The following is a 15,858-nucleotide window of genomic DNA, read 5'->3' on the forward strand; positions in this document are numbered from 1 at the left end:
GAAAAAAGGGGAAAATTATGATTGAAACGGTGTTAGAGAAAGTTACAAATAAAAACAATTTTGTTACATTACAAAATTATACGGATTTTGCTTTATATTTTTTAGAGTATATTCAGAAGAATAAACAAGCTACAATTGTTTCACAAAATGAACATGTATATAACTTTTATCAATATAATAGTGAAGCGAATTATCAAGTAACTCGCCCTTTCAATTCAAAAATTTTATATTCTCACCAAGATTTTTTGGATAACCTAGGGGAATTCAATAAAATATTGAAGGATTTGAAAAGCGACCGTAATCATGCAAAAATTTTGGATAGAAGTATTATTAATAGAACAATTTATACGGTACAACAAACAATAGGTTTTGCATTGGACGGTCTTGACGCAAATAGGACAAATGTAGCTCGAAAACTGAATGGAGACTATTTCGAGCAGTTAATTTTATTACTGCTGCGAGAAATCGGTGCTCCCGCGAATAACGGGGTTGTAAAAGTCCCTGTAAATATGGAAGACAAACAACTATTCAATATGAGTTATCAACACGATCTTATACTTAAAGACAAAAAAGGCGAGGTAAAATTGATTGGTTCTGTTAAAACAACTTCAAAGGATAGAATTGGAAAGATTTTTGTCGATAAGTTTCTATATTCGAAATTAACGGAAACAACAGTACCCCACATTGCAATTTTCTTACATGATGTTCAAAGAAAGAGGAATAAAGATCCGCAAAAATTCGGGATAAATGGTACCTTTTTAGCAGGACATTTTAAAGGTTACACGGTTAAATTAAATCCCCTTGATGGAGTGTATTATTTCGACCCACGCCCACAAATGCAAACTGATGTTCTATTGAGTGAACATATACAAACGTTCGACCATTTGCTTTGCGATGATATTTGGAGTTATGTTGATTGATTTAAAAGCACTTTTGACTTTTTTGATGTCAAAAGTGCGTTTTCTTTTATAACAAAAGAGAGTTGAAACGCCCTAATCTCTTTATTCGATTATTTAATGTTTCTGCTTGACGAAGTTGTTCTTCTGATATTTCATCTACAATCCCCCACGTTCTATACGTAGGGGATTAACTAATTATGTATATTTAATCAAGAAATATTTCGTTAATTGCTTGATTAGAGTTTATTGACCTATCTAAAACATTTGAAAGGTTTTGTAAATCAATTTGAAAAGGAATAGTGACTGTTTCCGTTCCAAAACTATCTTTTATTTTGTATTCTAATTCGAGTTTAACGTACTTAAGCCATGACACTTTTCTTTTAATCGCTTGTTCATCATATTCAGATAGAGATACATCAATTCGAAGATAAAAAGGTAATATTTCATTAGGTTTTACAATCATTGGGAAGTTGAATCTTTTTTCATCCTGTCCTGATGGGAATATTGGAAAAACTTTATCTTTAGATAATTCACCTTCTTCACCGGATATTCCAATCTCTTCTATCACAAACTGATCTTTAAGATCATTGACATTTACAAATTTGAGTTTTATGTATTCAAGAGATCCGGATTGTAGCCCAAAATTAGTAAGATATGATTCCATGTTAATTGTAAAATAGCTGTTATCAGTAGTTGGAAAACTAAAAGAAACATTGTCTTGTTTAGGTTTCTCAATAGAGATTCTGGGTGCTGAATTTTTATATATGTTGTAACCAGACCAAATAAGTCCAACGATAAGAAAGCAAAGATATATCCAATATGGAATTTTTAGTTGTTCAAAATAGGTTGTTGTAAATCCCACCAAATCAAGAAGTGCAATTACTTTTAAAATCCAACTACTCAAAATAAGCTTCAAATACCGCCAAAACAATTTGCAGTCATCCTCCTAATTTACGAGTGATAGTAACATGAAATTATACACTATACGTAGTTCTATTAATCTACTGAATTAATAATCTTAACATATTACTAGCAAAAAAAGTATTTTTAAGTTTATTTTGTTTTGAAAAACATCGTCAAAAGTCACCCTAACACGGCAATTCCCCATATTAGTGAACAATAACAATAGGGTTTAATTGTCCTCTTTCTAATTCATCCTTGAGGGTGCTCGTTTGCAAATAGGATATATATTTTTTACAACCCAAATCATTGTTATAAAACTGGACTCTGACGTTCCACCTTCACCCTCACCCTCACCAATATCCTGAAAAGATGTTCCTTAGTTCTATCAACGCTTTGCTTTCTTTTTCGTTTTAGGGCATTAATAAGGATTCTAGCACTCTTTCTTTTCATCTATTTCTTTACTTTAAGTGCTTGTTTGTTTTTTGATGATTAAGCATATAAAGGTATATACATGAAATTGAGGATAATGTAAAACTGATTTATTTTACCTAAGGGTTTAACTTTGGTATTTCTTTAAGTGATGATGCTTCACAATGCCAACATGTATCTAATACTATTCTATATGTACTTCTTCATAATGAAAATTAATAGTATATTTAATTTAATAATACTTGAGAAACTCTCTTGGATTTTAAAGTAATAGGGTATAAGGTTACTTTATTGCTTTCAACAAATTTAATGAGATGGATAATGAATACTTAATAAACTATTTCATAACATTTTCTGTTTTTTAAGTACTTAAATTTTTTTTCGGATTTACAGTTGATTTTTATTTATTAAATCAATTGGTATGAATGGATTAATTAAGTGTAGTATCTTTTTCATTGACTACAAAAGGCATTAAAGAAATTATTTTCTATCGATCTCACACCTAAGATGACAAATCTTTCAATAGCTTTTCCAAACTGTTAACTTCTTTTTTAATACTAATCACAGGTTCCCACGATTCAATCAGTCTCAATGTCTTTCGGGTAGACTGAAGCGCTTTGGAATAGTTTCCTTTACGATACAACAGCTGCGCCATTCCGTAGTTATAGTAGATCAGTTCAACCTGATTGGCGTTATGTTTGTCATAGAGCATTTGCTCAAAGGCTTCTTCCGCTTTCTCAAACTGACCACATTTCACGTAAGTGACACCCAGATTGAAATAGGCTTCTATCGTTTTTTCGCCGCCGTACGTGGAGCTTATTTCATTTGCCGCTTCGTATAATTGAATGGCTTCTACATGATAACCTCTTGCAAAGCTTAAGTCACCGCGAACCAATAGAACTCTGTGTTGAATGGTAGGGGAAATCGGTTGATTTTCGATTTCGTTTAAAATGGTCTCTGCTTTTTCCTGTTGCCCGTCTTTTAAAAAAAGCCTTGCTTTGAGTGCGTGTCCCCAAACCTTTAGATCATAGGCATCGTGAGCGTCGGATTGTTTAAGAATCTTCAGCCCGACTTCTATTTGCTGAAGCGCTCCGTCTAAATCATTGACTTCCATCAGGGCCCAGCCTGCTGTGTCGATTCGGAAGAACGCTTCTCGTGTGTGTTGGCCTAATTGATGGGCGGCGTCGGCGGCTTTGCGCCCGTATTCGATTCGCAGGGGCAGGTTGATTCTGCTTAGAAAATGGCTGATGCGGGTGATGAGTTCGATTAGGATTTCTTTTTGATCGGTTTCACTTGCCCATTGGATGACCTTTAAGATGTTTGGCCATTCTTGTTTCATTTGATCTAAGTTCCGTCCCAGCAGGTAGCTCCAATAGATAGAGTTGGGCTGTTCCCGCTTTAAATGGGTTTCGGCATAATCAATATAATAGTGAGCCCAGCGATTGCGGGCTTCTTTTTCATATTCGTGCTGTTCGGACAAGTGCTGTTCTCCGTAAGCGACAACGGTTTGGTGCGCTAAGTATTGTGTCCTGCCTTGGCTTCGTTCCGGCTGAATCAGCGCATATGACCGCATTTGCTCCATAGCGTAATGAAAACGGCGGGCGTCTAATCCGGCTGCTGCCGCCAGGCTTTTTTCATCAGGCGGCTTGCTGAAAAAGCAAAGCGTCTGCCATAGCTTTCGCGTATCTTCATTGCATCTATCCCAAGTGCGGCCAAAGAGGAATTCAAACAATTCCAGCAGTGAGTAGCCTGCTTTTCCAAGCTCATGAATCAGCTGCTGAGCGGGTATGTCATCATCTGACATATAGGCGATGCTGAGTGCCATGGCTTTCGGGTTTCCGGCAGTCGCTGAAATGAATTCGTTTTTCAGGCCAGCCGATAGCTGTAACAGCTGCTCCAGCTTTTCCCGTTTATGTGGGAGGTTGCATGTTTGTAAGCATCGGTGCACTTCTTGCTGAAAAAAATCCAAGGCATCTGTTTGGTCAAGGCCGCTCAGCTGAATAGCTGTCATTTCTCCGAAGCTTTCCCGATAGGTTTGCTTTACGTTTTCCCGCGCTGTGAGGAGAACTTTCACGCCTTGCGGAAGGCTTGTGATAAATTCGTGAATGTCACGTTCTGCAGTATCGATGCTGTCAACGATCAGCAGGATCGGTTTTTCTCTTGTGTAATTGGCTAACGCATTGCGGACGACGAATCGTTTTTCATTGATTGATTTATCGATTTGCTCTGTGCGTCCGAGCTGATAGGCGATCGTATTTAAAAAATCGCTAAAGCTCAATCCTTTCCAATCAGCGCTGACCCAAATGATACTGTTGAACGCCGGCCAATCTGAAGTATCGTCGACACAGGAATAGGCTGCTTCAAGAGCGATTGTGGTTTTACCCATACCGGCCCAGCCGGTGATTAAACAGACTGGTGACGGAGAAAGCATCCATTGCCGTATCGCTTCCATATCAAAGCTGCGTCCGATAAAGCGTCCGGCCCAGCGTGAGGGTAAATTATGAGTGATAGGCTGTTCTGTAAGCGCATTCGTTTCATGGCCGGGTCTGTCATGAAACAGCCGTTTTACTACATTTTCAATTTCGTCTTCACTCGGAGCCCCGAATAATCCGTCTTTTCGCAGTATTTTCGCTTTTTTCAAACAGGATGCTGCCCATACAGGCAATGCGGGTTTGATGACTGGGATGGTGGTGGCTTCCAGCAAGTCGGTCAACCACTCGATATCCAAGTCGGTCTTTTCGAGAATGATCCAGATCATTCCGAACAGTTTTCCGTCGTCGATTCTTCCGGGAATGTAGTTTGCCCCCATCTGTCCGATCCAGCTTTTGATCGTGTTTGGGGAGACTCCCAGCTGGAGTGCGATTTTATCTATGTAAGACTGTCCTGTTTTTTCATTCTTTTTCCTTCTGACTTTATAATCAGGATGAAGTTTTAGCGTTTTGACGCCAGGTGCCAGCAGTTGTGCAAATTGTTTTCGGTTTTCAAGTTCAGCCATAAGCCTGCACCTCCTATTAGTACTATTTTATCAATCCAGCGTTTTTTGTATATGAAAAAATAAAAGTACAGTGCCGCTGTCCTTTTATACAGCAGAAAAGGCTGTTGAACGTCTTGAAAAGCAGATAAAATGGGGGCAGTAACAGAGAAAACAAAAATGTATGCACTTACATTTTATTTTCTGAAGAAAGGAATTTGCCAAATGACTCACACAGTACCTCAAAACATGAAAGCGGCTGTTATGCACAACACAAGAGAGATCAAAATTGAAACATTGCCTGTGCCTGACATCAATCATGATGAAGTGTTGATTAAGGTGATGGCTGTCGGAATTTGCGGATCTGATCTGCATTACTATACAAATGGCCGAATAGGTAACTATGTTGTGGAAAAACCATTTATCCTTGGGCATGAATGTGCGGGTGAAATTGCCGCTGTCGGATCATCTGTCGATCAATTCAAGGTGGGAGACCGCGTCGCTGTAGAGCCGGGTGTTACGTGCGGACGCTGTGAAGCGTGCAAAGAAGGGCGCTATAATCTTTGCCCGGATGTACAGTTTTTGGCTACACCGCCGGTAGACGGTGCGTTTGTCCAATATATTAAAATGCGTCAGGACTTTGTTTTTTTAATCCCAGACTCACTTTCTTATGAAGATGCTGCTTTGATCGAGCCGTTTTCTGTCGGCATCCATGCGGCGGCCAGAACGAAGCTTCAGCCCGGATCAACGATTGCGATTATGGGGATGGGCCCTGTTGGGTTAATGGCTGTTGCCGCAGCTAAAGCATTTGGGGCAGGTACAATCATTGTCACCGACTTAGAGCCGCTGCGGTTAGAAGCTGCGAGAAAAATGGGAGCGACTCATATTATTAATATACGTGAACAGGATGCACTTGAAGAGATTAAAACGATCACGAATGATAGAGGCGTTGATGTTGCTTGGGAAACAGCAGGGAATCCAGCGGCATTGCAATCCGCACTGGCTTCTGTGCGCCGGGGCGGAAAATTGGCGATTGTCGGTTTGCCTTCACAGAACGAGATTCCGCTCAACGTGCCGTTTATTGCGGATAATGAGATTGATATTTACGGGATCTTCCGTTATGCCAATACGTATCCAAAGGGAATCGAATTTCTTGCTTCAGGCATTGTGGACACGAAGCATCTAGTAACGGACCAATATTCGCTGGAGCAGACGCAAGATGCGATGGAGCGGGCGCTTCAATTTAAGAATGAATGTTTAAAAGTGATGGTGTATCCAAATCGCTGAGTGAACAGGGAGGATCTTCGTATTCTCCCTCTTGTTTACTGGAAATGAAAACGGATTCTTGGGGTGGGAAATGATGATTGAAACAGAAAAAGTAACAGCAATGAAAGTGAAGCATCAGTCAAAATCCAGTACCGGACTGTCCTGGTTTGAACGAATCGGTTATGGATTCGGCGATATGTCGTATAATATTATCTTTCAGTTTGTAAACGCATACTTATTATTTTATTATACAGACGTCGGCGGCATTCAGCCTGCGGTGATCGCAACTTTGTTTCTTGTTGTGCGTGTGCTGGATGCTATTTTTGACCCGATCATGGGATTGATTTTAGATAAAACGAATACAAGGTGGGGAAAAGCAAGGCCATATTTGCTGTGGGTGGCATTTCCTTTTGCGCTATTCACATTCTTATGTTTCACGACGCCTCATTTCGGTGAGACCGGAAATATGGTATATGCGTATGTCACTTATATTCTGCTTGGGATGTCCTTTAGTATGCAAACGATCCCGGTGAACAGCTTAACGGGGCGGATGACGAATTCGGTGGAGGAACGGACGGTTCTGACCACAACCCGGATGATTTTGGTGTATATCGGCATTCTTTTATCCATTTCCTGTGCGACACCGCTTGCAACTGCTATCGGAGGAGAGGATCAGGCGTTTGGATTTCAAATGACGGCGCTCATCTATGCGGCTGTCAGCATCGTTTTGAATCTATTTAGTTTCTTTACTGTACGGGAGCGAATTCAGCCTAAAAAGAGAAACAAACAAGGGATCAAAAAGACATTATCCGTTTTATTCCGAAACAAACCCTTGCTTATGTTAATTTCATCATTTTTGGCTTTTGCGATCGGGTTTAATATTAAGCTCAGCACGATGGTTTATTATTTTACGTATAACGTCAACCATAAAGAGTTCGTATTTATGGGCACCGTTTTATTTTTCGGAGCAGCGCTGATCAGCAATTTGTTTATTCCTTTCTTTTCTGAGAAGTGGGGCAGAAAACAAGTCATGATCATCACGGCAGCTCTATCGCTTATTTCTTATGCCGGCCTGCATTTTACGTCGTATTCTTCAATTCCACTCATTTTCATTTGGCTTTTCGCTTCGGGATTTTTCACAACGCCTTTAAATACGCTTGCTTGGGGAATGGTTGCGGATTGTGTCGATTATGCGGAATGGAAAACCGGAATTCGCGCGGATGGTGTTGTGATTTCGAGCATGAGCTTTATTAATAAGTTGGGTGTTGCGTTAGCCGGGTCATTTTCGGCCATTTACTTAGGAATCGCCGGATATGTGGCGAATACAGACCAGACAGTTGCGTCATTGAATGCGATTAAAAATATGAATGCTTTGATTCCGGGATTTTTCATTTTGCTTTCTATTATTCTTATTGCCTTCTATCCTTTAACGGAAAAAAGATATAAACACATCATCTCTGAGCTGGAGCAAAGGTCTGCGAGATAAATAGATGTAAAATTTTTAATATTCAATGTTGTATTTATGGCAGAAAGTAATATACTGAGACTGTAATCTAGACTTTATAAATGAGTGTGATAATATGCGTAGTCATTCTGTAGTTTGTATTGGGGAATTGTTGATTGATTTCTTTTGTACCGATGTTGACGTTGATTTAATGGTAGGGCGCCAATTCCTGAAAAGTGCCGGCGGGGCACCGGCGAATGTGTCGGCAGCAATTGCTAAGCTGGGCGGAGACGCCGCTTTCAGCGGAAAAGTAGGAAAGGATCCGTTTGGGTATTTTCTGAAGCAAACATTGGACGCTGTACATGTCGATACCTCTATGCTGGTGATGGATGAGAAAGCGCCTACAACGCTTGCTTTTGTTTCATTAAAACAAAATGGAGAGCGTGACTTTGTTTTTAATAGAGGCGCGGACGCTTTGTTTACGCTGGAGGACATTGACCAGGAAAAACTAAACGAAGCGAAAATCCTTCATTTCGGCTCTGCGACGGCACTGTTATCGGATCCGTTTTGCTCAGCCTATTTACGGTTGATGTCGATTGCGAAAGACAATGGACAGTTTATTTCGTTTGACCCTAACTACCGTGAAGATTTATGGAGGGGAAGAGTCTCAGAGTTTGTAAGTGTTGCGAAAAAAGCGATCGCTGTAAGTGATTTTGTGAAAGTCAGTGACGAGGAGCTTGAGATTATCAGCGGTGTGAAGGATCATGAAAAGGGTGTTGCGATCCTTCATGAGATCGGAGCCAACATTGTCGCTGTGACACTTGGGAAAAGCGGAACGCTTCTTTCCAATGGAAAAGACCGTGAAATCATTCCAAGCATTCCGGTGACATCAATTGACTCAACAGGGGCGGGAGATGCTTTTGTCGGTGCGGCTTTATATCAATTGGCAAATACGGATCAGATTCAATCTGTAGATGCTGATTTTGTGAAACTGCGTAAGATTGTGGCGTTTGCCAATAAGGTCGGAGCTCTTGTCTGCACTAAAATTGGAGCGATTGATGCACTGCCAAGCATGGATGAGATTGAAGTTTCTTTGTAAATCATTGAAGATGTCTCTTGAAAGTCTTTGGACTTTTGGAGGCATCTTTTTTTATTGTTTACATTTTTGTTCGGGTAAAAAGTTGTGTATTTTTTTGTTTAGAATGTCATTTTTTATTAAAAAAGTGAAACTTTTAACGATAATAAATAGTATATGTAACAAGGATTACCGAATTAGCTTTAGGAGGAACGATATAATGAGTATAATTGGAAGATTTAAAGATATTATGTCTGCGAATATCAATGCTTTATTGGACAAGGCTGAAAATCCGGAGAAAATGGCAGATCAATATTTAAGAAATATGAATAGCGATTTGGCTAAGGTTAAGGCAGAAACAGCAGCTGTTATGGCCGAGGAACAGAGAGCAAAAAGAGAATATCACGAATGCCAGGCGGATATGGAAAAGATGGAAAGCTATGCAATGAAGGCGCTGCAAGCCGGAAATGAGAACGATGCGAGAAAATTTCTTGAAAGAAAAACATCTTTGGAGTCAAAGCTTTCTGAGCTGCAGGCGGCGAATCAAATTGCTGCAACCAATGCCGCACAGATGAGAAAGATGCATGACAAATTGGTATCTGACATTGGAGAGCTGGAAGCACGCAAAAATATGATCAAGGCGAAGTGGGCAGTAGCGAAAACGCAAGAAAGAATGAACAAACTGGGCGCTTCTGTTTCAAGTACAAGCCAATCAATGTCTGCATTCGGCCGAATGGAGGACAAAGTAAATAAGGCACTTGATCAGGCCAATGCAATGGCTGAACTGAACAGCGCTCCGCAGGATGATATGGCTGATCTGACTGCAAAGTATGACACTGGCGGTTCAAGCCAGGTTGATGATGAACTTGCGGCGTTAAAAGCGAAAATGATGCTCGATAAGTAATACATAGGAGGCCGCAGCTCTCGGCTGCGGCGTCATTTTATCATAAGATGTGAGAGGGAACGGTAATGATAATATCTTATAAGTGTCCGAACTGCGGCAGTGATATGGCATTTGACAGTGAAGCCGGCTCGTTATCCTGCAGCAGCTGCGGAAGACAGGACAATATTGAAAGCCTTCCGAAAGAAAACATTGCGGCACGGTTTTCTGATGATGAAGCAAAAGAATATCAATGTGAAAACTGCGGTGCCGTTTTGATCACGGAAGCTGAAACGACAGCAACGACGTGCAGCTTCTGCGGGGGTGCTGCAATACTTGCCGATCGTTTATCGGGACATTTGGCACCGGCGAAAGTCATCCCATTTACAATCAGCAAGCAAGAAGCCGAGCAGGCATTTCGAAAGTGGTGCAAAAAAGGCCTTCTGACACCAAGAGGTTTCATGTCTGCCGATCGCATTAAAAGCATCACCGGCATGTATATTCCGTTTTGGATGTTTGATTTAAATAGTGAAGTACAGGTGAGAGCAAACTGTACCAGGGTCCACCGGTATGAAGAAGGGGATTATATTTGCACGGAAACAGAGCACTTTGAAGCGTTTCGTGATATCAATCTCGATTATTTGAAAATCCCTGTCGATGCCTCTGAAAAAATGAAAGACGAATTAATGGACAAATTGGAGCCTTATTCATACGAAGAGCTGAAGGACTTTCAAACGGCATATTTGGCCGGTTATATTGCGGAAAAGTACAATTATACCGATGAGGAGCTTTTTCCGAGGGCAAAAGAGAAAATCAGCAGTTATATAGATTCATACATCCATTCTACTTTTTCCGGATATACGTCAGTCAATGTGAGGGACAAACATATTCACACGAAAAACGTGAACAGCTTTTACGTTTTGCTTCCTGTTTGGATGGTCAGTTACGATTATGAAAGAGCGGAGCATATCTTTGCGATGAACGGGCAAACAGGAAAGGTTGTCGGAAAGCCGCCGATCAGTCGAGGAAAAGTAGCGGCATGGTTTAGCGGAATAGCAGGCGGGACATTTCTTGCGTTGAAGCTCGTCTCATTGATGATGGGAGGCGGATTTTGATGCGTGGATTTTTTGGGAAAGCGATCTTTGTTGTGCTGGCTGTTTTCATCATGATGCCTTTACTGGGTATCGAAGCGGTAAGAGCCTCTGAATTGCAGCAGCATGTGTACGATCGCGCTCATCTATTGTCAAAAGCGGAGATCGGAAAACTTGAATCTCTCTCGGCAGAGCTGGGTGCAAAGAGGGACACTGATTTCATCATTATTACGACCAAAAGCACAAACGGTGAAGATATTGCAGACTATACCGGCGATTTTTATGATCGTTACGGAAAAGGCAGTACAGCCATTCTGACCATTGATATGACAAACAGAGAAGTGTTTATCGCAGGCTTTAAAAAAGCCGAACAGTATTTGGACAACAGCAGGCTCAATAGCATCAGAAATACGATTTCATCTGATTTATCCAATGAAAATTATTTTGAAGCTTTTGAGACATATATTCAGCTTTCCTATAAAGATATGGGCATAAAACCGGGAGTAAACCCTGACAACATATTCTTTACATGGTGGTTTCAGCTGATTGCTGCCATCGCAGTCGGGGGAATTGCGGTTTCAATCATGCTTTATCATGCAGGCGGCAAAGTAACGGTTAATGGAAATACATATATGGATCAGCGTACGTCTGATGTGATTGATCAATACGACACTTATATTAGAACGACTGTAACAAGAGAAAGAAAACCATCAGATAAAGACAGCGGCAGCGATGGCGGTGTTACGAAAGGCGGCACGTCATACAGTGGGAGCCGGGGCAATTTTTAAATGTAAGAAATAGAGAAAGGGAGAGGCGTAATGTCGTTTTTCAGAAATCAATTAGCGAATGTAGTAGAGTGGGAAGAATTTAGAGATGATATGATTTTTTATAAATGGAACAATCGTGAAATCAAAAAAGGGAGCCGTTTAATCATTCGTCCCGGACAGGATGCTGTCTTTTTGAACAATGGGCGGGTTGAAGGAGTCTTTCAAGATGATGGCGATTATGATATTGAATCAGAAATTATTCCATTCCTTTCAACGTTAAAGGGCTTTAAGTTTGGCTTTAACAGCGGCATGCGAGCTGAGGTGCTGTTTGTCAATACGAAGGAATTTACCGTAAGATGGGGAACAAAACAGGCGATAAATATTCCGGCAGCGGGAATGCCAGGCGGTATGCCCATTCGCGCAAACGGCACATTTAATTTCAAGGTGCAGGACTATATCAGCCTGATTGATAAAATCGCTGGCGTGAAAGATCAATATTTTGTAGAGGATATTAAAACCCGTATCATTTCTATTCTGGATCAGCTTCTCATGAAGTGGATCACAAGAGAAGGGAAAGATATGTTTAATCTTCAAGCAAACGCTTTTGATATTGCCAAGGGAATTCAAGAGGACTTAGATATGCAATTAATAAGCGACGGGATGACGGTCACTGGTTTTCAAATCATGAGCTTTAATTATCCTCAAGAGGTTCAAGATATGATTACAAAGAACGCTTCCTACGGTATGGTTGGGGATGTGAACAGATACCAGCAAATATCAATGACGGATGGAATGGCATCCGGAAAGATGAGCGGAGGCGGAGCGGCTTCGGATATTGCTGGAATGATGATGGGAATGAATATGGCCAATCAGATGATGAACCAAATGAATCAAAATCAGCAGGCACAGTCATCAGGCCCACAGTCAACTGGCAGCGGAAGCAAACCGAATTTCTGTCCAAACTGCGGAACAAAAACGGGCGAAGCCAATTTTTGTCCGAATTGCGGCCAGAAGCTTGTGTAAGACTCATACAGTGAAAAGTCCGGAGTGATCAGCACTCGGGACTTTTTTATTTAGGAGAATAAGCGTTACCTATTGCTTGCTCCTGAACAGGCCATTTTCGAGCCCCCGCTTGGATAATTCCCAGCAGCAATTGACGGCGTTCCTTTATTGAATTGACGGCAATTTGAAATGTTTGCTTTGATAAAGCCGGTATGCCTGATTGTTGAAGCTTTGAGATGTCTGGTTCCGGCGGCGCTTGTTCTGCAGGATGGATATAGGCAGTATGAACGGTATCCAGATAGTTTTTGATACTTGAGCGCGCTTCTTTGATATGAAGCTGATTCGGCTGATATTGTTCAGGAATTCCGTATTTGAAAATGGTTAGAGCCTCATCCAATACAGCAACAGCTATAATGGATGATTCCTGATGCTGCGTGCTGTGGTAAAAATGAAGGATGGGGAAGGCGTTATGCTGAGCGGTCAGCTTTCCCAGTTCTGATGAGGCAGCGATAAGAAGAAAATCAATGTCGTGAAAATCTTTGCCATTCCATGCATTATGGACCATTTCTGTTCCGTCATGCCCTAGACTTAATACACTTTGGGCAAAGGAGCGTTTTTGATTAACCGCACTCAAGACGGAAATCAAATACGTGACAGAAAACGTGATCGTAAGCAGTCCTTGAGCTGTTTCAATAATCGTGACAAGCTTCCATAGGCCTCCGTTCGGAGCGAGGTCGCCATTTCCTAATGTAAACATGACATAGCCGGAAAAATAAATTCGGTCTGACCAGGAAGCCGGTTCTTTTGATTGAGTTTCCATAAGTGATTGAGGGTCACTTGAGTAAATCAAAACCCACCCGCCCCAAAATAGACTAATCCATATCACTAACGTCAGGCATAACAGCAGAGGACCAGCCATACTTAGAACCTTTGCGTGGTCACCGCTGATTTTGCGGCAGCCCTTCCACAGCCAGGCAGACAGGCATCTTGTGATCGGGCCGGCACCGCTCTCTAACCATAACGTGGTCCATAAAAAATCAATCATCCCCGCTGTCAATAATAAAAGGCCTGCAATGATATAACCCTCATTTATTTTGGTTGCCTCCCTTAAGTCAGCCTTCTTTTATTTTCTTCTCTATTTCCTTTTATCCTGAGTCTGAAACAATTGAACGAATGTTTGATTTTACAGAGAAAAATAGGTGGGAGTTACCCAACACTTACTCATTTTTCGATATGAACAGAAAATCACAGGATTTTTGACTTGATTCACACATTTTCATGAAGAAAAACGTCCATTTTCCCCTTGAATTGGTGATTTTCCTTTTATAGAGTAAAAAAATTTCAGAAATTTATATTGACTGAAAGCGTTTTTATAATTATGATAATATCAGATATAACAAAAATGTAACTATAACATCACTACAATTGAACTATTAAGTGACTAGTAAATACCAAATGAACGAGGTTATGCACAAAGAAATGACCATTGTTCTTTTAACGAGAAATGAAATCGCTTCCATAGGGATTGACATGCTAAGAAGAAGGGAAGGTTATGAGGTTATTGGATAAAAACATGAACAACTATTTTCTGAAGCCTGCTTACGAAATGTGAGGAAGGCAGCAGCCCTGGAATAAGTTTTTGACATACGCATTTTGAAAAAGACTGGGGGAAACAGTATGAATAAACAAGGAAATCAAATGTCATTTTTACGTACAATTATTTTAGTCTCCACTTTCGGCGGGCTTCTTTTTGGCTATGATACCGGTGTGCTCAATGGAGCTTTGCCGTATATGGGAGAGCCGGATCAGCTTAATCTCAATGCCTTCACAGAAGGCCTTGTCACCAGTTCACTTCTTTTTGGAGCGGCACTGGGTGCTGTGTTTGGCGGCAGGATGTCTGATTTTAACGGCCGCCGCAAAAATATTTTGTTCCTCGCTGTTATATTTTTTATTTCAACGATTGGGTGTACGTTTGCACCAAATGTTACGGTCATGATTATTTCCCGTTTTGTGCTCGGTATTGCGGTTGGGGGTGCATCCGTAACGGTGCCTGCCTATTTAGCAGAGATGTCTCCTGTGGAAAGCAGGGGACGGATGGTGACGCAGAACGAATTGATGATTGTATCAGGACAGCTTTTGGCCTTTGTTTTTAATGCGATCCTTGGAACAACAATGGGAGACAACTCCCATGTGTGGAGGTTTATGCTGGTCATTGCGTCACTTCCAGCCTTGTTCCTGTTTTTCGGCATGATCAGAATGCCCGAGAGTCCCCGTTGGCTTGTTTCTAAAGGAAGAAAAGAAGATGCTTTGCGTGTATTGAAAAAAATCAGGGACGAAAAACGGGCAGCAGCTGAGCTGCAAGAAATTGAATTCGCTTTCAAAAAAGAAGACCAGCTTGAAAAAGCGACATTTAAAGATCTTTCAGTCCCATGGGTGCGCCGTATTGTGTTTATTGGATTAGGGATTGCGATTGTACAGCAAATTACAGGTGTGAATTCGATTATGTATTATGGGACTGAAATTCTAAGAAATTCCGGTTTCCAAACGGAAGCCGCTTTAATCGGAAATATTGCGAATGGCGTGATTTCGGTATTGGCAACATTCGTCGGAATCTGGCTGCTGGGAAGAGTGGGGCGCCGGCCGATGCTGATGACAGGCTTGATCGGTACGACAACAGCATTATTGCTAATCGGGATATTCTCACTTGTACTTGAAGGATCACCGGCACTTCCGTATGTAGTCCTGTCATTAACGGTCACATTTCTTGCTTTTCAGCAGGGCGCCATTTCACCAGTGACTTGGCTGATGCTATCTGAAATTTTCCCGCTTCGCCTTCGCGGACTGGGAATGGGTGTTACGGTATTCTGTCTGTGGATGGTGAATTTTGCAGTCAGTTTCACGTTTCCGATATTGCTGGCAGCTATCGGGCTGTCCACAACGTTCTTTATCTTCGTTGGATTAGGAATTTGCTCTGTCCTGTTTGTGAAGAAGTTTTTACCGGAAACGAAAGGTCTTTCGCTTGAGCAGCTGGAGGAAAACTTCCGCGCTTATGATCACGGCGGGGCAAAGAAGGATTCTGGGGCTGAAGTGATTGGATAATTAAAAAAAGAATCCGCACCCGAGTGCGGATT

At 41.3% G+C, this 15,858-nt stretch carries 12 protein-coding genes; 9 read left to right on the forward strand and 3 right to left on the reverse strand.

The window, feature by feature from the left end; all coding sequences use genetic code 11:
- Positions 1–17 precede the first annotated feature (17 nt).
- Positions 18–920 carry a hypothetical protein gene (locus NST79_RS03440; RefSeq protein WP_124073344.1) on the forward strand — a complete coding sequence of 301 codons (903 nt, stop codon included), beginning with the start codon at positions 18–20 and terminating at the stop codon, positions 918–920.
- A 184-nt stretch (positions 921–1,104) separates the two neighbouring features.
- Here NST79_RS03440 and NST79_RS03445 read toward each other — a convergent pair whose 3' ends face one another.
- Complete coding sequence (locus NST79_RS03445; protein ID WP_124073343.1) at positions 1,105–1,830, reverse strand: hypothetical protein; 726 nt, start codon at positions 1,828–1,830, stop codon at positions 1,105–1,107.
- A 903-nt stretch (positions 1,831–2,733) separates the two neighbouring features.
- Complete coding sequence (gutR, locus tag NST79_RS03450; protein ID WP_212060044.1) at positions 2,734–5,226, reverse strand: NB-ARC domain-containing protein; 2,493 nt, start codon at positions 5,224–5,226, stop codon at positions 2,734–2,736.
- A 201-nt stretch (positions 5,227–5,427) separates the two neighbouring features.
- On the opposite strand from gutR, the gene gutB reads away from it, so the two are divergent.
- The 7 genes from gutB to NST79_RS03485 all read left to right on the forward strand — a co-directional run bounded on the left by gutB (position 5,428) and on the right by NST79_RS03485 (position 12,748).
- Positions 5,428–6,489, forward strand: a complete 1,062-nt coding sequence (gutB, locus tag NST79_RS03455; RefSeq protein WP_038430000.1) for a sorbitol dehydrogenase — start codon at positions 5,428–5,430, stop codon at positions 6,487–6,489.
- A 73-nt stretch (positions 6,490–6,562) separates the two neighbouring features.
- On the forward strand, positions 6,563–7,954 hold the full coding sequence (locus NST79_RS03460; RefSeq protein ID WP_212060039.1) for an MFS transporter: 1,392 nt from the start codon (positions 6,563–6,565) through the stop codon (positions 7,952–7,954).
- 94 nt (positions 7,955–8,048) lie between these two features.
- Positions 8,049–9,011 carry a carbohydrate kinase gene (locus NST79_RS03465; protein WP_015252673.1) on the forward strand — a complete coding sequence of 321 codons (963 nt, stop codon included), beginning with the start codon at positions 8,049–8,051 and terminating at the stop codon, positions 9,009–9,011.
- 196 nt (positions 9,012–9,207) lie between these two features.
- On the forward strand, positions 9,208–9,891 hold the full coding sequence (locus NST79_RS03470) for a PspA/IM30 family protein (protein WP_076458677.1): 684 nt from the start codon (positions 9,208–9,210) through the stop codon (positions 9,889–9,891).
- Between the two features lie 65 nt (positions 9,892–9,956).
- On the forward strand, positions 9,957–10,982 hold the full coding sequence (locus NST79_RS03475) for a TFIIB-type zinc ribbon-containing protein (protein ID WP_212060037.1): 1,026 nt from the start codon (positions 9,957–9,959) through the stop codon (positions 10,980–10,982).
- Positions 10,982–11,746, forward strand: coding sequence for a YgcG family protein (locus NST79_RS03480; RefSeq protein ID WP_212060035.1), 765 nt, complete (start codon positions 10,982–10,984; stop codon positions 11,744–11,746). Before NST79_RS03475 ends, NST79_RS03480 begins: the two co-directional genes overlap by 1 nt.
- Before the next feature lie 30 nt (positions 11,747–11,776).
- Positions 11,777–12,748 carry an SPFH domain-containing protein gene (locus tag NST79_RS03485; protein WP_212060034.1) on the forward strand — a complete coding sequence of 324 codons (972 nt, stop codon included), beginning with the start codon at positions 11,777–11,779 and terminating at the stop codon, positions 12,746–12,748.
- Between the two features lie 46 nt (positions 12,749–12,794).
- Here NST79_RS03485 and NST79_RS03490 read toward each other — a convergent pair whose 3' ends face one another.
- Positions 12,795–13,820, reverse strand: coding sequence for a two pore domain potassium channel family protein (locus NST79_RS03490; RefSeq protein WP_212060045.1), 1,026 nt, complete (start codon positions 13,818–13,820; stop codon positions 12,795–12,797).
- A 584-nt stretch (positions 13,821–14,404) separates the two neighbouring features.
- Here NST79_RS03490 and iolT point away from each other — a divergent pair.
- Positions 14,405–15,826 (forward strand): myo-inositol transporter IolT, encoded by a 1,422-nt coding sequence (gene iolT / locus NST79_RS03495; RefSeq protein ID WP_019712787.1) that lies wholly within the window; start codon positions 14,405–14,407, stop codon positions 15,824–15,826.
- The last annotated feature ends 32 nt before the right edge of the window (positions 15,827–15,858 follow it).

This window comes from Bacillus sp. PS196, assembly GCF_037963555.1.
Taxonomy (GTDB): domain Bacteria; phylum Bacillota; class Bacilli; order Bacillales; family Bacillaceae; genus Bacillus; species Bacillus subtilis.